This is a genomic window from Vibrio metschnikovii CIP 69.14, assembly GCF_000176155.1.
In the GTDB taxonomy this organism is placed as follows: Bacteria; Pseudomonadota; Gammaproteobacteria; order Enterobacterales; family Vibrionaceae; genus Vibrio; species Vibrio metschnikovii.
Window position 1 is genome coordinate 40,429 of sequence record NZ_ACZO01000004.1, and the last position, 20,738, is coordinate 61,166.

Here is a 20,738-nt window from a genome sequence, read left to right on the forward strand (position 1 = left end):
TTATCCCCTACGGTTTTTTCGTTTACCTTTTATTTTACGTTCCTTAAACGGCATGGCTAAAGAGACAAACTCTTTCATTGCTCGCCGATAAACATCACGCTTAAAAGACACAACTTGCCTAACTGGATACCAATAGCTTACCCAGCGCCAACCATCAAATTCAGGGGTACTACCGCGTTGCATGTTGATTTTTGATTCATCACATTCCAGACGCAGTAAGAACCATTTCTGTTTTTGTCCAATACAGACAGGTTGAGAGTCCCATCGCACTAAGCGTTTTGGTAATTTGTATCTTAACCAATGACGACTAGTGGCAATGACTTTGACATCTTTCTTCGTTAAACCAACCTCTTCGTAAAGCTCCCTAAACATTGCTTGTTCGGGAGATTCACCCTCATCAATTCCCCCTTGAGGAAACTGCCATGAGTGTTGTCCATATCGTTTCGCCCAGAATACCTGACCATGGTTGTTACAAATCACAATACCTACATTGAGTCGGTAACCATCGCCATCGATCACTGGCAAACCTCTCATAAAATCTTAATGATGTTGATTTTTCCACATATCCCCAGCAGGAGCAAACGAACTCGTGTGATTCAGGCGAGATTTATTAACGATCAAGAGAAAACTGCATAACTTTCACTCATTCCTATAGTTATCAACAACAGAATGAGAGACAGAGCACATTTATTCACGTTTTCTGTGAATAACCATGTGAAGAAAACGAAGAGCTAGGAAAGAAATGCTACATTTAATCCTATCATTAAACCGACAACAAAAAATAAAACGAGAAATAAACCTTAAAAAACAAAAAGATGAAAATAATTAAAATATAACACTTAGAATATCGAGGGAAAGATCAAACGTATAACTACGCCGCTCAAAGATCCATCAAATGTGTGGTTATCCACACTTGAATGAATTTATCAGCCTAACATTGGTTTTTCATCGCTCATATCGCTAGTGAAAACCCTGTTTATTCATACATGAATTAGATAAACCCTAACTATCGACGATTATTTAGGTTCGGTTGTGGATAACTTTTAATGATGATCTTTTCATCACTTCATCGTAAAGAGTCTATTACTCCCGGAAAGGAGTTTTTGTTACACTAGGACTTTTACCTCAGTGCCTTTCCTATGCCATTAGAACCTAAAAGTGAACAAGAGCTTCTTTATCGAGCACAACACATTGCAGGACTGAGTTTTGCAGAACTTGCTGAGCATGCGCGGATTCCAGTTCCTGCGGATCTAAAAAAAGATAAAGGTTGGGTGGGTCAACTATTAGAGTGGCATTTAGGCGCAAGTGCTGGCAGTAAACCGCAACAAGACTTTGCCGATTTAGGTATCGAGCTAAAAAGCATTCCGATTGGTTATACTGGTAAGCCTCTTGAAACCACCTTTGTGTGCGTCGCACCGTTAACCGGTGTCCAAGGACTGACATGGGAAAATAGTCATGTCCGGCAAAAATTGTCGCGGGTGTTATGGATCCCTGTTCAAGGAGAGCGGGAGATCCCGTTAGCGGAACGTCGAGTAGGATCGCCTCTGATTTGGAGCCCTTCAGCTACAGAAGAAGCACAATTAAAAGCCGATTGGGAAGAATTGATGGAGTTTATTGTACTCGGTAAAATTGCTGACATTACCGCAAGACATGGTGAAGTATTACAACTTAGGCCGAAAGCCGCTAATAGCCGAGCGTTAACCGAAGCCTATGGCGCCAATGGTCGCCCTATCCGAACGTTGCCACGTGGTTTTTATCTGCGTACTCAATTTACCGCGCAAATACTCCAACAGCATTATCTGTATTAAGCCATGCTCACCAAACTGTCAACGGGTGATCCCTTCTCTTCTACGTTTAAGGTGAAACGGGCAGTGACTTTACCCTATCCCTTGGATTATAGTGGAATCAATCTATTCAGTTTCTATCTCCCGAAATCCTGAGCGTTTACGACAAACGAGGACTTTCCGTCCCTCGGTTTTACGAAGCGCCGACTAGAGGTAAGGGAGCTTAACGGTAACAAGGAAGTACAATGCAATATACAAAATTACCGCATTCAACATTAGAAATAAGTAAAATTTGCTTAGGTACCATGACGTTTGGTGAACAAAATGATCAAGCACAGGCCTTTCAGCAACTCGATTACGCTCTTGAACGTGGCGTCAATTTTATCGACACGGCTGAGATGTACCCTGTCCCACCCAGCGCAAAAACCCAAGGCCTAACCGAAGAGTACATCGGCCGCTGGTTAGAGAAATCGGCGAAACGCGAAAAAGTCGTTCTCGCCACCAAAGTGGCAGGCCCACGTAGTGTCAGTTATATTCGCGATAAAATGGCTCTGGATCATCGTAATATTCATCAAGCGATCGACGATAGTTTACGTCGCTTAAAAACTGATTATATCGATCTCTACCAATTACACTGGCCGCAACGTCAAACCAATACCTTTGGTCTCCTCAATTACCCTTATCCAGAAACTCAAGAAGAGATCACCTTGATCGAAACCCTAGAAGCAATGAACGATTTGGTTCGGATGGGAAAAGTACGTTACATCGGCGTTTCAAATGAAACACCTTGGGGATTAATGACGTATCTTCGTCTGGCGGAGAAACACGATTTACCACGCATGGTCTCTATCCAAAATCCTTACAACTTACTGAATCGTAGTTTTGAAGTCGGGCTTTCAGAGATAAGTCATCACGAAGGCGTTAAGTTACTGGCCTACTCTCCATTGGCATTTGGTGCCTTGAGTGGTAAATATTTACATGGTGCACGCCCTAGTGGTGCACGCTGTTCTTTATACGAACGTTTTCAGCGTTATTTCACGCCACAAGGAATAGCCGCGACACAAGCGTATGTTGATTTAGCGCATGAGTTTGATTTGGATCCCGCACAGATGGCGCTGGCTTTTGTTAATCAAAGACCGTTTGTCGCCGCTAATATCATTGGGGCAACGACGCTTGAGCAATTAAAAGCCAATATTGATAGCGTAGAGGTTGTGCTGAGCGAAGAGCTGCTTGGTAAAATCAACCAGATTGCCATTCAATACTCGAATCCCTGCCCATAAACGCGATACAGCACCGTTAGGTTCTTTTTCAGGAACCTAACGGCTGACCACTAAAAAATCGAATCAGAGAGTAAGCCATGCTTATTCAAGAGACGATACATGGTCGCTCGGGATATGGCCAACTCTCTTGCCGCATGAGTGATTTGTCCTCGATGAGACTCTAACGCTTGGACTAATGCCTCTCGCTCTGAACGCTCTTTAATACTTTTTAACGTCCTTTTACTTTCACGTTTAGGTAGGTCAAGCTGCGTTTCATCAAGCATGATCGAATCAGACATCAATACCATTCGCTTAATTTGATTCATTAACTCACGTACGTTACCCGGCCAATCATATCGCTCCATACTTTGTAGCGCCTGCTCAGAAAAGCTGCGGGCTTGCGCGTTGTACTCTTTGGAGTACTCCTTTAAAAAATGGCCAGCAAACAGTGCAATATCACTCGCTCGCTCTCGCAAGCTAGGCACATTAATCCGCAGTACATTAATGTAATGATAGAGCTCTTCATTAAAATCACCATCAATCAAGGCTTTTTCAATATCAGTCGTATGGGTGGCTAGAATTCTGACATCCACCGCCTTTGCACCAATTGACGCCGGCAAGGTCCCTTGTTGGAAAAAATGCAATAAGTTGAGCTGTTGTCGTTTCGGTAAGGCCAAGATGTCATTGAGTAATAGTGTCCCCTGATGAGCTTTCGCTAAAAGAGGGGGGATTGAATCGGGATGTCCGATACCAAATAACTCGGCTTCAAGTTGATGTTCGGGTATGGCTCGGCAATTAACACTGACAAAAGGTTGATGAGCGCGAGAAGAGGTATTATGAATGGCTCTGGCGACCCTTTCTTTACCGACTCCATTTTCGCCGGAGATAAGAATACTGACATCCGTTGGCCCGATGCGTTTAATTTGATCGCGTAACCGTTTAATTGGCAGTGATTCTCCCAATAAGTCCATTTGGTTATTAATACCGTAGTTCGGCCATACTTTTTTTTCTAATTGCAGCATACCCAGTTGATGGCCAATGGTACTCAGTAATTGAGCATCAGGGATTGGCGCGGTAAAAAAATCGATACAGAAATTGACGATAAACTGGCAAATCGTATCAGAGCTGAGTTGAGACTCTCGAATAAATGCCAACCAACGAACCTGCTTATGGCTACTCACCAAATTAGCGATGCCATTTAAGCTAAATTCATCATGGCTAAGATCAACAATACCAATACATGGCCCAGTATTCGTAAATTGTTGGTCTGCTTTACGCAAATCAGCACATTGCATGCAACGCCATCCGGCCTTTTCTAAAACGGTTAACCACGGTTCGTAGCTGCCCCCAACGACAATCAGCGAACCGGGAACACAATCCATCCGAAATTGAGTGCCCATCAACAGGTTTCCTTATGAGTATTATTGTTATACAGCGCTGAATTGATTGATACCCATACAGCTTGGAGATACGGTCGGCAACCAAAACGGGCTTGGTCCGCCTCTCAATACCACTAACGATGACAAAAAGCCCCGCTTAACCAATCGGATTAGCGCACCAATTGGCCAAAAAGCAAAGATCGTTTTCGCTACCTTAGCGGTACTCTAAAATAGAATCTATCTCACGAGTAAGACTATAGGAAATATCACCCATAAACGAAGGGGTAATGACGGTTTTTTTGATCGCACGGCCTTTATTACACCAATCCATTACTCGTTAACACCATCGTCAATGCATCTCCCCCCAGTATCAAGCATAAAAAAACCGCCTCGTAGGCGGTTTTCAAATCATCATCAACCATTACTGTTGTGGACGCATCGCTGGGAATAAAATAACGTCACGAATCGTATGCGTATTAGTCAATAGCATCACTAAACGGTCAATACCAATTCCTTGACCTGCCGTCGGCGGCAAACCATGCTCAAGCGCAGTAATATAATCTGCGTCGTAGAACATCGCTTCATCATCACCAGATTCTTTCGCTTCAACTTGTGATTTAAAGCGTGCATCTTGATCTTCAGCATCATTCAGTTCTGAGAAGCCGTTTGCTACTTCACGACCGCCAATGAAAAACTCAAAGCGATCAGTAAAGAATGGATTATCATCACTACGACGAGCCAATGGTGAGATATCCGCTGGATAGCCAGTAATGAATGTCGGCTGCATCAGTTTCGGCTCTGCGGTTTCACCAAAAATCTCTTCAAGAAGCTGGCCGCAAGTCCAGAAAGGTTCGACATCAACATGAACCGATTTGGCAATCGACACCATAAGATCACGATTTTGTAGATCATCTTCAGTTAATGCTTGAATTTGCGCATGCTGAGGATTGTAGTGCTTGATGGCTTCAAACATGCTCATGCGAGCGTATTTACCACCAAATTCCACGGTTTCATCACCATAAGGCATCGACGTTGAGCCGAGGACTTCAAGTGCAACCGTACTCAGTAGCTCTTCAGTGAAATCCATCAAGTCTTTATAATCCGCGTACGCCATATAGAATTCCATCATGGTGAATTCTGGATTATGGCGCGGCGACAAACCTTCGTTACGGAAGTTACGGTTGATTTCAAAAACGCGATCAAAGCCACCGACAACCAAACGTTTTAAGTAAAGCTCTGGAGCAATACGCAAATACATTGGCATATCAAGCGCGTTATGATGAGTGATAAATGGACGTGCACTGGCTCCACCAGGAATGACGTGCATCATCGGAGTTTCGACTTCCATAAACTGTTTTGAAGTCATAAAATTACGAATCGCTGACATCACTTTAGAGCGGATGACAAACGCTTGACGAGAATCTTCATTGACAATCAAATCCACGTAACGTTGACGATAACGCATCTCTTGATCGGTTAAACCATGGAATTTTTCAGGCAATGGACGTAGCGCTTTAGTAAGCAGTTCATACTGCTCAATGTTCACGTAAAGATCGCCTTTACCTGACTTATGCAAAGCGCCTTTCACCCCAATAATGTCACCAATATCAAGCCCTTGATACTTTTCTTTTAGCTCAGCTTGTACCGTTTTATCAGCATAAGCTTGAATACGACCAGACGTCTCTTGAATCACTAAAAAAGGACCACGCTTAGCCATCACTCGACCCGCGATGGAAACAACATGATTGAGTGCTTCCAGTTCTTCTTTGCTCTTCTCACCGAACTCTGCTTGTAGATCACCCGCTAAGCTATCACGACGAAAGTCATTCGGGTGACCGTTCGCCTTACAACTTTTACGAATGTGCTCTAACTTACTACGACGCTCTGCAATTAGTTTGTTTTCTTCTTGCGCGATTTGCTCTTGATTCGTTTCGTTTTGAACAGCATCAGTCATTTTGCATGTACCTTGTTTTGTCGGTAAAAAGCTTACAGACCTGATTTCAGGCTAGCTTCAATAAATTTATCTAAATCACCATCGAGAACCGCTTGTGTATTACGGTTCTCAACTCCAGTACGCAAGTCTTTGATCCGTGAATCATCTAATACGTAAGAGCGAATTTGGCTTCCCCAACCAATGTCCGATTTAGCATCTTCATTGGCTTGTTTTTCAGCATTTTGTTTTTGTAATTCCAACTCAAACAATTTGGCGCGTAGTTGCTTCATCGCTTGGTCTTTGTTTTTATGCTGAGAACGATCGTTTTGGCACTGCACCACAGTATTGGTCGGAACGTGGGTAATACGCACCGCTGATTCTGTGGTGTTAACGTGCTGACCACCAGCCCCCGATGCACGATATACGTCGATACGTAAATCTGCAGGGTTAATATCTACGGCAATATTTTCGTCAATTTCTGGGTAAACAAATGCTGAAGCAAAAGAAGTATGACGACGGCCGCCAGAATCAAACGGGGATTTACGAACTAAACGATGCACTCCCGTTTCGGTTCTTAGCCAGCCATAAGCGTAGTCCCCGATAATACGCACAGTCGCCGATTTAAGTCCAGCAACATCACCCTCGGAAACTTCAATCACTTCGGTCTTAAAGCCTTTGTCATCCGCCCAACGCAAATACATCCGCAATAGCATTGATGTCCAGTCTTGAGCTTCTGTACCACCAGAACCAGCTTGTAAATCAATGTAGCAATGCGCAGCATCGTGATCACCAGAAAACATGCGCCGAAACTCTAATTGCGCGAGTTTCGCTTCAAGCTCTTCGAGTTCAGGCAAAACTTCATCAAACGTTTCTTGATCCTGAGCTTCAATCGCCAGTTCAAGTAAACCTTCGACATCATCAACCCCCTGTTCAAGCTGGTTAATGGTTTCCACTACCGCTTGTAACGAAGATCGCTCTTTGCCTAACGCTTGTGCGCGCTCAGGTTCATTCCACACATTAGGTTGTTCAAGTTCAGCATTGACTTCTTCTAGACGCTCTTGCTTAGCGTCATAGTCAAAGATACCCCCTGAGGATCGATGTGCGCTGTGACACGTCCTGGATACGGGTTTTAATCGGATTGATTTCAAACATAGTTATTTTGACTTTATGAATAGAATTTAACCGCAGAATTCTACTGAAAAATGTGACGAAGATACAGGAAAAGTTGTCTAGAAAAAAGGCGGAGTCAACGACTCCGCCGAGGGGAAAGTTTGATTTTAGCGACAACCCGCCATTAACCATCATTAGGATGGATGGTGGTTAAGCGCTTTCGGTACCTAGAGGAGAGATTCCTCATTGACACGCTCAATCAACAGTGTCGCTAAGCGACATCATTAGAAGATTGTTCTACCACTGAGCGAGCCATAAAAAACATGCATATTAGCGCCGCTAAAGACGGTAAAACCCAACCCATACCGACATCAAACAGTGGCAACATGTCGAACATTGACATATCAAGCCCAACAACCTGAGCAGCATCAATTAAAGCAAACAAGAACGCAACCAAGGTTACGACTCGAAATGCCACTTTAGGATTAGGCATTTTGTGGCGCACAAAGGCGAGGACTACCAGAGCTATCGCGACAGGATAAAGCGCAACCAAAACTGGAATCGACAAAGCAATCAGCTGAGATAAACCAACATTAGCAACCACTGCACAAGCAACGCCATTAATCACTACCCAAGCGCGGTATGGAAGAGGCGTCAAGGAGCAGAAATAGTCAGAACATGCAGAAATAAGACCAATCGCCGTCGTTAAACAGGCTAAAAGGACGATCGTGGATAAGACTAATTGACCATAAGGACCAAATAAGGCTTGTACATATTGGCTCAATATAAAGCCACCATTGTCCGCACCACCCGCGATGGCTGAGCTGGTTGCGCCAAGATAAAACAGAGAGATGTACACCGAAGCAAGACCAAAGGCAGCAATAAAAGCTGAACTGATGAGGTATTTCGTCGTCGCACGCTGCTCGGTAATGCCCTTACTACGCAAGGCATCAACAATCAACATCCCAAACATCAAGGCTGCTAAGGTATCCATGGTGTTGTAACCTTCCAAGAAACCTTTAGTGAAAGGTTGAGTGGCATAAGGTCCAGTGGCCGGCATCCAATCACCTTGAGGGTCTAGGAATACGCCAATCGCCAACACCACAAGACCGATAAATAAGGCCGGTGTCAACACTTTACCGATCAAATCAATTAAACGCCCTTGCGACCAAGAGAAAAACATCGCTACCAAAAAGAAAAGGATCGAAAAAATAGTCAGGTGAGCTTGAGAGCTATCAGCAAAGAGCGGACTAACGGCCATTTCATAAGCAACGAGCCCGGTTCGTGGCGCAGCAAAAGCCGGACCAATAATAATGAAGATCAATACGGCAATCAGTGTCGCCACTTTGGCGGGGAGATCTTTAGTGAGGTGATTCCAACTGCCTCCAGCGATCGCCACCGCAATGATCGTCACTAAAGGCAGTCCTACCGCCGTCAATAAAAAGCCACCCATGGCGGACATCAAGTTTATCCCAGCTTGTTGACCCGCTAATGGCGGAAAGATAATGTTGCCTGCGCCTAAAAAGAAGGCAAATAGCATAAAGCCTAATGCGGCAATATCTGTTAATTTTAACGTCTGTTTCACAGATAACCCTTATATTACGTATTTAATGAATGTTGTGTGTGCATCTTTAGACAGTACAAGCCATCTAATTTTTAGTGAAGGCGAATAATGAACAACCTATCCGCATTTCGCAATAGCTAAGGGAAAAACACTACATTAATTTATACCGAAGGTTCAATAGCAGTTGAATACACTAACTTTAAAAACATTAACGGAATGATATTTCAATTATCACCCCAAATGTTCCGGTGTTGGTCAGCATAAAACACCAAACAAAAAACCAACAGTAGCTTAACTTTCTAAAAACAAATCCATAGCGATATTTAATGAATACTGATTTACCGATAACCAAAGGCTTTCATTTTAAGCAATTTACCATTGAAACAGGACACAGTGGGATGCCAGTCAGTACTGATGGCGTACTATTGGGAGCTTGGGCTTTCACCCGACCACCCGATCGTTTACTTGATATCGGTTGTGGTACTGGCTTATTAAGCTTGATGTGCGCGCAACGCTTTACCCATAGCCAAATTTGCGCCGTCGATATTGATCAGCAAGCATTTTTAGCCGCTTCAAATAATATTCGTCGCTCAGTATGGTCGTCACGCATTGAAGTGATGCATGGTGATATTAACACCTTGCGTTTTACTCAGCCGTTTGATGCCATAATTTGTAACCCGCCCTATTTTAATAGTGGGCAACCCGCTCAACAGCAAACGCGAGCGATCGCACGCCATACTGAAACACTGTCTCACCAACAATTACTAGACTGTTTCGCACAACATTTACCCCCACAAGGTACTGCCAGCTTGATTTTACCTCAGCAAGAAGGGCAGATTTTTATTGATCAAGCGCAGCAACAAGGTTGGTATTTAACCCGACTCTGTCAAGTTAGGACCGCACCACACAAACCGATTCAACGGCTATTATTTGAACTGAGCCGAACTCACCAACCATTACAAGCGAGCGAGCTGATCATTCGTGAATCCAATGACTATAGTGAAGCATTTATTCAGCTTACCCGTGCTTTTTATCTTAAGATGGTGTAATTAAAGATGTGATCTAGACGAGGATCCAACTATAATGTGCGCCCTCTATTTTAGACTATTCAGCCCGAGCCTTGCGGAGTAAATAAACTGTGACTAAAACCTTTGCTGACCTAGAACTGGATGACAATCTCCTTGATGCAATTAAAGAATTAGGCTTCGAACGCCCAACTCAAGTGCAAGAGGAGGCGATTCCCCACGCCCTGGACGGTAGAGATATTCTTGCCTCTGCTCCGACAGGCACCGGAAAAACGGCAGCGTTTGTGATTCCAGCTCTGCAATATTTACAAGATTTTCCACGTAAGAAACCGGGGCCAGCGCGTATGCTGATCCTAACCCCAACACGTGAATTAGCGATGCAGATCACTGAGCAAGCTCGTCAGCTCGCCAAACATACTCGGCTGAATATCTTCACCATCACTGGTGGTGTGCAATATCAAGAACACGCCGATATTTTAGCGACCACACAAGATATTGTGGTGGCTACACCGGGGCGTCTGCTTGAATACATTAACGCTGAGCGCTTTGATTGCCGAGCGATTGAGTGGTTGATCCTTGATGAAGCAGACCGCATGCTGGACATGGGCTTTGGTCCTGTCGTCGATCGTTTAGCGGCTGAATGCCGTTGGCGTAAACAAACCTTACTCTTTTCTGCGACCTTAGAAGGCCGTGGTGTTGAAGGATTTACCGCGGATCTCCTGAATAATCCAGCAGAAATTACCGCAGAGCCGCCTCGTCGTGAACGAAAAAAAATCGCACAGTGGTATCATCGTGCTGACAGCATGAAGCATAAACTCGAGCTATTGAAAGTGATTCTTACCCAGCAAGCTGAGCGTTCAATCGTGTTTATCAAAACTCGTGAACGTTTAGCAGAACTACGGGGAGAGTTAGAGCGAGCTCAAATCCCTTGCGCTTGGATCCAAGGTGAAATGCCACAAGATCGACGTAATAATGCCATCAGTCGTTTTCGTGAAGGCGATATCAATATCCTACTGGCGACCGATGTTGCTGCGCGAGGCATTGATATTCCCGATGTCAGCCACGTGATTAACTTTGATATGCCACGCAGTGCCGATGTCTATCTCCACCGTATTGGTCGAACCGCTCGAGCTGGTAAAAAAGGCAATGCGATCTCTTTAGTCGAAGCGCATGATCAAATGATGATGGATCGTGTCGCTCGTTATGTAAAAGAAGAGATTAAAGAACGCTTTATTGATGGATTACGCCCAACGCATAAAAAATCAGTGTTTAAGAAAAAGAAAAAAGACGAGAGTAAAAAGAAAGTTGCCGCCAAAAGCGTAAAGAAAAAAACCAAGAAAAAGAAATAAGCCCAATAAAAAAGCCGATGAACAATCCATCGGCTTTTTTTATTACTCATCCGTTAACGATGCCGCTAGTGTTCACGTGTCGCTCGGAAAATAATTTCCGGAGCACGTTCTTGCGCTAAGTTAAGGTTAACCATGGTTGGAGCGATATACGCTAAGTTATCACCGCCATCCAGAGCTAAATTACTTTGGTTTTTACGCTTAAACTCTTCGAGCTTCTTCGCGTCAGCACACTCAACCCAACGCGCGGTTGCCACATTGACGCCTTCGTAAATCGCTTCCACATTGTATTCTGATTTCAAACGTGCCACGACCACGTCAAACTGCAGTACCCCCACCGCACCAACAATCAAATCGTTATTTTGCAGTGGACGGAAAACTTGCACGGCTCCCTCTTCAGAGAGTTGCACTAGCCCTTTCAGTAGCTGTTTTTGTTTAAGAGGATCGCGCAGACGAATGCGGCGGAACAGCTCTGGAGCAAAGTTAGGGATCCCAGAAAATTTCAGTGATTCACCTTGGGTAAAAGTATCGCCAATTTGAATTGTACCGTGGTTATGTAAACCAATGATATCTCCAGCGAAAGCTTCTTCGGCACGTGAGCGGTCACCAGCCATAAAAGTCACTGCATCAGAAATACTAACTTGCTTACCAAGGCGAACATGATTCATCTTCATGCCCTGTTTGTACGTCCCAGAAACAATGCGCATAAAGGCAATACGATCTCGGTGTTTAGGATCCATATTGGCTTGAATTTTAAATACAAAACCAGAGAACTTCTCTTCTGTCGCTTCAACCACGCGCTCATTTGCTTGACGAGCCAAAGGCGCAGGAGCCCACTCGGTTAGCCCATCGAGCATATGATCAACACCAAAGTTACCGAGTGCGGTACCAAAAAATACCGGCGTCAGTGCACCTTGCATAAAGAGATCAAGATCAAACTCGTGAGAGGCACCCAACACCAACTCTAACTCTTCACGTAATTGATTGGCTAAATCAGTCCCAATTTGAGTATCTAACTCCGGGTTATTTAGCCCTTTGATCACTCGTTGCTCTTGGATAGTATGTCCCTGTCCAGAAGAGTATAAAATGGTTTCATCACGATGGATGTGGTACACCCCTTTAAACGCTTTACCACAACCAATCGGCCATGTGATCGGTGCACAAGCAATGTTTAGCTCATCTTCGACCTCATCGAGCAGCTCCATCGGTTCTCGAATTTCACGGTCCAATTTATTCATAAAGGTAATAATTGGCGTATCGCGCAGACGAGTGACTTCCATCAACTTACGAGTTCGATCCTCAACCCCTTTTGCCGCATCGATCACCATCAAACATGAATCGACCGCCGTTAATGTCCGATAGGTATCCTCCGAGAAATCTTCATGTCCCGGAGTATCCAACAGATTGACCAACGCATTTTGATAAGGGAACTGCATTACCGATGTGGTGACAGAGATGCCGCGCTCTTTCTCCATCTCCATCCAGTCAGATTTAGCATGCTGTGCAGAACCACGGCCTTTTACTGTACCTGCGGTTTGGATAGCACGTCCAAATAATAAGACTTTTTCGGTGATGGTGGTTTTACCCGCATCGGGGTGCGAGATAATAGCAAAGGTTCGGCGCTTTGAGACTTCGCCGATAAAAGGAGTCGTTGACATGCAAGGTATCTTCTTTTTCGGCCGACAGCTAACTCAATGCGAGGTGTCGACCTTATGGTTCAAATTATCGGATATTCTCGCTGATCTTAAGGCTTGGAGCAACTAAAGGCGTATCGCATTATTTAATCAGAAAAGTTAATTTATCTATCATTATGAACTATAAATACTAAACACTTAAAAATAGATTCAACGCTGATGACATTAAAGCCTATCAACTCCCTTGCGTTTCGACAAGCGAACACCGTATTTTGGGTCTCCGTGTTGGTTGGCCTCTGCTTTAGCATGTACCATACTTTGGTCGATTTGCATCATGAACAAAAACGAGTTGAAGAGTATTATCAATTCAAACTCGTGCAAAATTACACCAATGCCAGCCAAGCGGCTTACCATCTTAATCATCTATTGGCAGAGCAAGTGGTCTCTTCTTTGATGACGGATCCAGCCATCATTAACGCAGCAGTGATTGATGATTTTGGTGATGTACTGGCTAAGCAGCAGCGACCTATCAGTCATTCCTCGTTAATGATAAACAGTTTGGTGAGTTACCTTACACCTGAAAGTCCAGTTTTTGTCAGTGAATTACATCAACCCGATTCACAGATTGTGGTCGGCAAACTGAGTTTTATGATTGATGGCAATAGCATTGCTCATGCATTTATCGCCAAAACCACCCGAGTGATTCTGTTTGACTTACTGCGTAATACGTTATTAACGGTTATTTTACTGGCCTTTTTTTACCGTAAACTCTCGCGTCCTATCACTACCTTAATTGACTGGGTACGTTCATTACCTACGGCTCAATCGCCCATCCCCACCAATTTACTACGCCCCAAAGATGAATTAAGCGAGCTTGCCTCTAGCTTTCACTCTTTATGGCAAGACAAAGAAAAAGCGCAAGCCAAACTAAACCATTTGGCTTACTACGACGGCTTAACTGGATTAGCTAACCGAGGGCTATTGCTGCAAACACTGACTCAAGCGATTGAATACGCACATCAACGCCAGCACACTGGGGCGCTTTTTTACTTAGATTTAGACCGCTTTAAAACCATTAATGATTCTTTAGGACACACGATTGGTGATACCTTAATTCAATCCATTGCCCACCGTTTACAAGCTTGGGCAAACCATAGTTATACTGCCGCTAGAGTCGGTGGTGATGAATTTGCAATCATTATTCCTAGTTTACCTTATCAACAAATTTCCAGTATCGCTCAGCAGTTACTGGCTTTGTTGGCTAACCCTCACTCGATCGATGGCCACCAGCTGTATTGTACGGCCAGCATTGGCATTGCCACCTTCCCTTCTGAAGGGGTCTCTAGTTTGGATGTGTTTCGACAAGCGGATACCGCCCTTTACCGTGCAAAAACCTGTGGGCGAAATAAATATCTATTTTATGAACCCGAAATGCAGGCGCAAGTAGAGACGTTTCTTGATATAGAGAAGGGGCTTCATGAAGCTTTGCAATTCCATCAATTAGAGCTTTATTACCAACCACAAGTGAATGAGCAGCATCAATTGATCGGTGTCGAAGCGTTAATCCGCTGGCATCATCCAGAAAAAGGGTTACTTCCTCCCGGTATTTTTATGCCAGTCGCTGAAGAGACCGGACAGATTTTACCGATTGGCCGCTGGATCATCGAGCAAGCTTGTTATCAACTCTCTCAATGGCAAAAACGTGGCGTGCTTCCTGAACATTTTCGCCGCCTAGCGATCAATATTAGCCCTCTTCAATTTTCACAGGCTTCCTTTGTGGAGCATATCGTCGCAACCTTGCAACAAAGCGGGATCAGTGGTCATTATATTGAGTTAGAAATCACTGAAGGCTTACTGTTAGAGAATATCGATGAAGCCATTCAAAAAATTGCTCAACTAAAAAATCAGTCGTTGCATTTGGCGATTGATGATTTTGGCACGGGGTATTCATCGCTACGCTACTTAAAAGATCTTGCGGTTGACGTATTAAAAATCGATCGTTCTTTTGTTACCCAATTACACTTAGATCCTAGCGCACAGGCGATTGTCGATACTATTTTATTGATTGCCAAACGTCTTGATTTGCAAGTGATTGCCGAGGGCGTTGAAGATAAGTTCGAGCTAGAAGCACTAAAAACCATGGGTTGCACACAGTTTCAAGGTTATTTGTTTGATAAGCCGTTGACCTGTCAAGAACTTGAGCAACGATTTACTCACCATTGTTACTCAAAAACGTCTTAGCGATGAATAAAAAGAGCGCGATACCCACAACGCTGAAGTATTAGTGAATGAAGAAATCAAAGGAAGAAATAACTCATGATGATCGCATCTTCTTTGCCATGCTCGGTCGGGTAATAATTAAAACGTCGATCAATCTCGTTAAAACCTGCATCTTGATACAACTGAAAAGCGCGTTGGTTACTCGCTCGCACTTCTAACCAAGCACTTTGTGCTTGCAAGCGCTCACCTTGCTGAATAAAGTCTTCAATCAATTGCTTACCGTAACCTTTACCCTGCTCACTTGGCGCAATCGCTAAGTTAAGTAAGGTAATTTCACCGACAACATGCTGCGCATAATAGTACCCCAATAGCTGATCGTTAAGTAACATAGCTCGATGGCATGCGCCACGGCTAGCTAAATCATTAATCATGCTCTGTGACCAAGGGTGAGAATGAGCCTGTTGTTCTATCGACCAAACTTGGCGTAAATGTTCAACAGAAAGGGGAACAAAATGGATACTCATTATTTATTGCGCTCCGTAGGCACAGATTTGTTGCCATAAATCTCGTCGATAATGCGTGTTGCCTTCAACCTCGCTTAACGCTGGCGTGTGTAATGCATTTGCCGTTGTGACGGCACTTGCTTGACAATCGACATACCATATCCATTGCAGATCATTGAGTTCCAATTGACAGAGTTGCTGAGGATAGACATGTCTGGCTTGTGATAAATTGAGATTAAAACTGTTTAATACTCGTTCCAACCAAACCAATTGTGAACCGGAAGGCAAAAGCGAGCTAACCAGTAATAATCGGCACTGTTTATCGAGAGACTCTATCGGGGGGGAGTAGCCAGCCAATCGCTGTGGATGAATAAGCTGCCACTCTTGAATACCCATCGCTTGTAAATAATGTTGCTGCTCAAACATAGTGTTCTACTTCACGAAATTTATCTGCATATGCTAACAAATATCGACCATCAAGCCTATAGCGGAAGTATTGAGAGCTATTCTGTTACTTATCTAAATGCTTAAAGGCATCGGTAAATTCAGGGCAATATTCAATGATACCTTGACGATCAATGAAGGCATCCTCCCATAAAGCGACCACTTGAAAAGCAGAGGCAAGCTCAGGCCATGGACAAGAAAAACCATGAGTCTGTGCTTCTTTAAACCCAAACCGTTGATAGTAATTAGGATCACCTAACACCACACAAGCAGGATAACCAAGCTCACCGAGTGAACTTAACCCTTCATTCACCAGCAATGCACCGATGCCTTGCTTGCGATGTTCTTTCGCCACGGCTAATGGTGCTAACCCTTGCCAGTTGAGATCCTCACCATTGAGTGTCACTGGACTAAACAGAGCGTAGCCGACAATCTCTCCTTGCTCGTCACAAGCCACTAATGACAGTGTTCGACGTCCATTCTCACGTAGTGATGTCACCAAATTAGCTTCACTATTGGTAGCGAATACCGCGCTTAATAATCGCTCAACAGCGAGAATATCCGCAGGAGCTTCAGTTCGAATAAGCATTCATTACCTCATTTTGTGTGTTTGGCATCTGCATGCCTTTATGCACAAAATCAGCCAACTGGTGAAGCAAAATTTGCAATACTGGAGGTAATTGTTCAAGATCCACACTATCCATCAAGTTTTTGACAGCCAATCCTAATTCGGTATCTCCTTCAATCGACAAACGTCTTTGGAAGAACAAGGTATCAGGATCCTCTTTACGACCAGCAATTAAAATAAAATCATTCAAATACCCACTAAAACTGACATCTTCTTGGCAAGGGCGATCGGCCACAATTAACTGCGGATGTTGATAGCTAATAAACCAACGTAATGCGAGATCATGTATTTCTATTTTAAGCCATTTTCCCTCAAGAAACTCAAAATCGCCATCAGCGAGCGCTTCTTGAAACACTAACTTCAGCCCCTCTAACAAGGCTGTTTTTTGTACTCGATGAGGCAATAAATGGACTGGAGATCGCAAAATTGATGGGGCGTTTTGTACGAGTTGACGACGAATCTTGTTTATCACGCGTATTATCCGTTACCTTAAGAGACTGAACGCCCATCATAATGGATGTTAAGGTCACAATACCTGTTATGCATCAAAAAATGGTTATCGATTAAGATGAGCAATGACGCTTTCCAGCGTATCAAATCAAGGTTATAGTTGATGGGTTTCTGATGAGTAATTCTTACCGTGAATAGCACATACTGTATAGCATTGGTCATATTTTGATGGCCGCTCAAGATTTATCCTATTGGTTTGGCCATCTTGCCGATTCTAGTCCGGCGTTTATGGCTATTTTAGATAACCAACATCACTATGTTTTAATCAATGAGCGTTATGCCGAACTAACCGGTTTAACTTGCTTTGAATTGATTGGTATGAATGATAGCGATACGTTCGGAGACGCTTTCTATCAGCAAGTAAAACCTTATTATATCAATGCCTTTGCTGGACAGGCACAAGAACTGACATTAACTCTCAATCATCCATCACGTAGCACGAGTCAATGGCACCTCAATATTACACCACTGATTCAGACGCCTCACCACCCTGATTATATTATTGTTCATGCCTTAGAGACCTCAGAACAACACCGGCTCTTACATTCACTGCAAGAATCTGAACTTAAGTTCAGCGCACTCAGTGCACTCCTTAATGAAGGGGTTTTCTTAATTGAAGATGATTGTATATTGGCCGCGAATCCTTCTGCAGCGCGCTTACTTGGCTTCGATGAAACACAGGATTTGCTGGGAGAAACGCTTTCATCATTATTTAGCGATGAAAGCAACCAAAGTGGTTTTAATCACACCTTAGTTCAACAGTTGCTGATCAATCCTATCCACTGTTTCACACATGCTGATTACGGCCCTCCTAAAAGAGTCCAGTTAAGCGCGGTCAGAACGCCACTGTTCGGTAGTCATGTACAGCTGGTGGTTATGGAAGATAAATCGACAATGACCCCTATTTCATCGTCTTATCCGGCCGATGAAGGGTATGTGGATTCGTTAAGTGGTGTCTATACGCGCACTGGTTTTATCAAACGCCTTGATCATCTTATTGAACAACATACGCCGTTGATCATGCTCTATCTCGACATTGATAACTTTAAAAATATTAATGATTCATTAGGACACCATATCGGCGATAACGTCATTAAAGAAGTGGCAATTCGTCTAAAACGCCTACTTCCGGCGCAAGCGATACTCGGTCATCTGGGTGGGGATGAATTTGCGCTTATTTTACCTTACCCAGAGCATCGCCACAGCGGTGAGATGCTCGCTGAACGGATCATCAACTTAATTAATCAACCTTTTGATTTGCATCACTTTAGTAAACGATTGGCCTGCTCTATTGGCAGCGTGCTTTACCCCGGTGATGGCCACAATGCTCGCGTTCTACTACAAAATGCCGATACTGCCATGTATGAAGCCAAAGAGCGTGGCCGTAACCGCTTAGTGCAGTTTGATAATCAAATGAACAAAGAAGCGCGCATGCGCTTGTGGCTGGAAATTGAGCTGCAAAAAGCCTTGCAACAAAATGGTTTGGAAGTCTGGTATCAACCCAAAGTCAACGCTCGTGATTTTAGTATTAATGGTGCTGAGGCATTGGTACGCTGGAAGCATCCGATTGAAGGGTACATCAGTCCTGGGGCTTTTATTCCGGTCGCAGAAAAAGCCGGGTTAATCGAACATTTGGGCCGAGTGGTGATCCGTGAAGTATTTACCACAGTCAAGCGTTGGGAGCAGCAAAACCTACTGCCAGGCAATGTCGCGATCAATATCTCGCCTGAACAATTTGCCAACCCACAGTTGATCGATTATCTGACTAAGTTACTTCGCCAAACACAGTTAAATCCTCGTTATATTACCTTTGAATTAACCGAAAGCGCGATCATGAGTGGTAGTGAACATACTCTGCAAATGCTCAGTGCAATAAAAAAATTAGGCTTTAGCTTATCGATTGACGATTTTGGAACTGGCTATTCATCGCTAGCGTATTTAGCCCGTTTCCCGATCGACGAATTAAAAATTGATCGATCGTTTATCAGCGATATGGATAACTTACCCAAACAGATCACGGTGATCGAAAGCATTATTAAACTGGGTCAATCCCTCAATCTAACCGTGGTAGCAGAAGGCGTTGAAACTCAACAACAGGCGATACTGTTATCTAACCTTCATTGCCATACGATCCAAGGTTTTCATTTTTATCGTCCCCAACCTAAAGAAGAGGTTGAAGTACTTTTTTCCCAGCATCGCCGTAGCCACTAAAGCACTCCGTCCGGCTACTCTCGTCGCGATTGATGATCAATAATCCGAGAATTTTCTTCCCTTTGAATCACTTAAAATAGCCATTGATTGAGTGAAACCTGCCTTATATCAATTCCCTAACACAGAATAATTCCTACACTAACGCACATTTATCAAAAAACAGTAATGAGCAATGGAACTACTCTGCCCAGCGGGTAATTTACCCGCCCTAAAAACCGCCGTTGATTGTGGCGCAGACGCGGTCTATCTCGGATTTAAAGATGAGACCAATGCCCGGCACTTCGCAGGACTCAATTTCAGTGGTAACAAACTCGATAAAGCGATCCAATATGCCCATGACCGACATAAAAAAGTTCATGTCGCTTTAAACACTTTCGCTCATCCAGAGGGATTTCAGCGTTGGACGCAAGCCGTCGATAATGCAGCAAACTCTGGTGTTGATGCTTTGATCATCGCTGATATTGCCTTACTCGATTACGCGACACAACATTACCCGGATATGGAGCTGCACCTTTCGGTACAAGCTTCAGCGACGAATGTCAAAGCAATTGAGTACTACCAACAACAGTTTAATATTAAGCGAGTTGTGCTGCCTCGAGTACTCTCCATTCATCAAGTAAAGCAACTGTCTCGGACAATCCCTTCCGGTGTAGAGCTAGAAGTTTTCGCTTTTGGCAGTTTATGCATTATGTCCGAAGGTCGTTGTTATCTGTCTTCTTACCTAACCGGCGAGTCTCCCAATACGGTTGGCGCTTGCTCACCAGCCAAATATGTTCGCTGGCAAGAAACCGCTAATGGGCTTGAATCTCGCTTAAATAATGTTCTTATCGACCGCTATACGCATGGTGAAAATGCGGGCTACCCGACCCTGTGTAAAGGACGCTTTATCAGTGATATCGCCGGTCAATCTAAGCATTATCATGCACTTGAAGAGCCCACCAGTTTAAATACCTTGTCTATGTTACCTGAATTGTTTGCGGCTAACGTTGCCTCGGTCAAAATTGAAGGACGACAGCGCAGCCCTGCTTACGTTGAACAAGTGACGAAAACTTGGCGTGCAGCCATTGATAGCTATCTTGCTGCACCAGAGCGCTACCAAGTTCGAACGGAATGGGATAACTGCTTAGCGAATGTGTCGGAAGGAAGACAAACCACACTCGGTGCATACCATCGACAGTGGCAATGATA

Annotated in this window: 17 protein-coding genes; 7 read left to right on the forward strand and 10 right to left on the reverse strand. The window is 43.9% G+C overall.

Features of this window, described 5'->3' with window-relative positions:
- Positions 1–519: an RNA pyrophosphohydrolase gene (gene rppH, locus VIB_RS01350; protein ID WP_040903856.1), complete on the reverse strand. Its 519-nt coding sequence runs from the start codon at positions 517–519 to the stop codon at positions 1–3.
- 620 nt (positions 520–1,139) lie between these two features.
- Here rppH and mutH point away from each other — a divergent pair.
- Complete coding sequence (mutH, locus tag VIB_RS01355; protein WP_004394135.1) at positions 1,140–1,808, forward strand: DNA mismatch repair endonuclease MutH; 669 nt, start codon at positions 1,140–1,142, stop codon at positions 1,806–1,808.
- Positions 1,809–2,029: 221 nt separating this feature from the next.
- Entirely contained in the window at positions 2,030–3,064 is a 1,035-nt protein-coding gene (locus VIB_RS01360; RefSeq protein WP_004394136.1) for an NADP(H)-dependent aldo-keto reductase, read from the forward strand.
- A gap of 50 nt (positions 3,065–3,114) precedes the next feature.
- Here VIB_RS01360 and vpsR read toward each other — a convergent pair whose 3' ends face one another.
- From vpsR to brnQ, 4 genes are all read right to left on the reverse strand, one after another.
- A complete protein-coding gene (gene vpsR, locus VIB_RS01365; protein ID WP_004394137.1) occupies positions 3,115–4,443 on the reverse strand; it encodes a cyclic-di-GMP-binding transcriptional regulator VpsR in 1,329 nt (442 codons plus the stop codon).
- A gap of 400 nt (positions 4,444–4,843) precedes the next feature.
- Positions 4,844–6,376: a lysine--tRNA ligase gene (lysS, locus tag VIB_RS01370; protein ID WP_004394138.1), complete on the reverse strand. Its 1,533-nt coding sequence runs from the start codon at positions 6,374–6,376 to the stop codon at positions 4,844–4,846.
- A gap of 32 nt (positions 6,377–6,408) precedes the next feature.
- A protein-coding gene (gene prfB / locus VIB_RS01375) for a peptide chain release factor 2 (RefSeq protein ID WP_115152517.1) occupies positions 6,409–7,507 on the reverse strand; the annotation gives its coding sequence in 2 pieces (ribosomal slippage) (positions 6,409–7,431 and positions 7,433–7,507; 1,098 coding nt in all).
- 229 nt (positions 7,508–7,736) lie between these two features.
- A complete protein-coding gene (brnQ, locus tag VIB_RS01380; RefSeq protein ID WP_004394140.1) occupies positions 7,737–9,050 on the reverse strand; it encodes a branched-chain amino acid transport system II carrier protein in 1,314 nt (437 codons plus the stop codon).
- 305 nt (positions 9,051–9,355) lie between these two features.
- On the opposite strand from brnQ, the gene VIB_RS01385 reads away from it, so the two are divergent.
- Together VIB_RS01385 and srmB are read left to right on the forward strand one after the other, a co-directional pair.
- On the forward strand, positions 9,356–10,078 hold the full coding sequence (locus tag VIB_RS01385; protein ID WP_004394141.1) for a tRNA1(Val) (adenine(37)-N6)-methyltransferase: 723 nt from the start codon (positions 9,356–9,358) through the stop codon (positions 10,076–10,078).
- An 89-nt stretch (positions 10,079–10,167) separates the two neighbouring features.
- Complete coding sequence (gene srmB / locus VIB_RS01390) at positions 10,168–11,403, forward strand: ATP-dependent RNA helicase SrmB (protein ID WP_004394142.1); 1,236 nt, start codon at positions 10,168–10,170, stop codon at positions 11,401–11,403.
- Between the two features lie 65 nt (positions 11,404–11,468).
- Here the strand turns inward: srmB and prfC are convergent, their stop codons facing one another.
- Entirely contained in the window at positions 11,469–13,058 is a 1,590-nt protein-coding gene (gene prfC, locus VIB_RS01395; protein ID WP_004394143.1) for a peptide chain release factor 3, read from the reverse strand.
- A 192-nt stretch (positions 13,059–13,250) separates the two neighbouring features.
- On the opposite strand from prfC, the gene VIB_RS01400 reads away from it, so the two are divergent.
- The gene (locus VIB_RS01400; protein ID WP_115152519.1) at positions 13,251–15,275 is read left to right on the forward strand and encodes a putative bifunctional diguanylate cyclase/phosphodiesterase; all 2,025 of its coding nucleotides are present in this window, start codon (positions 13,251–13,253) and stop codon (positions 15,273–15,275) included.
- A gap of 56 nt (positions 15,276–15,331) precedes the next feature.
- Here VIB_RS01400 and rimI read toward each other — a convergent pair whose 3' ends face one another.
- From rimI to ubiT, 4 genes are all read right to left on the reverse strand, one after another.
- Positions 15,332–15,778 (reverse strand): ribosomal protein S18-alanine N-acetyltransferase, encoded by a 447-nt coding sequence (rimI, locus tag VIB_RS01405; protein ID WP_040903786.1) that lies wholly within the window; start codon positions 15,776–15,778, stop codon positions 15,332–15,334.
- Between the two features lie 3 nt (positions 15,779–15,781).
- Entirely contained in the window at positions 15,782–16,183 is a 402-nt protein-coding gene (locus VIB_RS01410; protein ID WP_040903788.1) for a DNA polymerase III subunit psi, read from the reverse strand.
- Positions 16,184–16,268: 85 nt separating this feature from the next.
- Positions 16,269–16,790, reverse strand: coding sequence for a GNAT family N-acetyltransferase (locus VIB_RS01415; RefSeq protein WP_004394146.1), 522 nt, complete (start codon positions 16,788–16,790; stop codon positions 16,269–16,271).
- Positions 16,774–17,301, reverse strand: coding sequence for a ubiquinone anaerobic biosynthesis accessory factor UbiT (ubiT, locus tag VIB_RS01420; RefSeq protein WP_040903790.1), 528 nt, complete (start codon positions 17,299–17,301; stop codon positions 16,774–16,776). Before ubiT ends, VIB_RS01415 begins: the two co-directional genes overlap by 17 nt.
- A gap of 206 nt (positions 17,302–17,507) precedes the next feature.
- Here ubiT and VIB_RS01425 point away from each other — a divergent pair, with 206 nt between their 5' ends.
- Both VIB_RS01425 and ubiU read left to right on the forward strand, forming a co-directional pair.
- Positions 17,508–19,550, forward strand: coding sequence for a bifunctional diguanylate cyclase/phosphodiesterase (locus tag VIB_RS01425; protein WP_004394148.1), 2,043 nt, complete (start codon positions 17,508–17,510; stop codon positions 19,548–19,550).
- Between the two features lie 172 nt (positions 19,551–19,722).
- Positions 19,723–20,736, forward strand: a complete 1,014-nt coding sequence (gene ubiU / locus VIB_RS01430; protein WP_004394149.1) for a ubiquinone anaerobic biosynthesis protein UbiU — start codon at positions 19,723–19,725, stop codon at positions 20,734–20,736.
- Positions 20,737–20,738 lie beyond the last annotated feature (2 nt).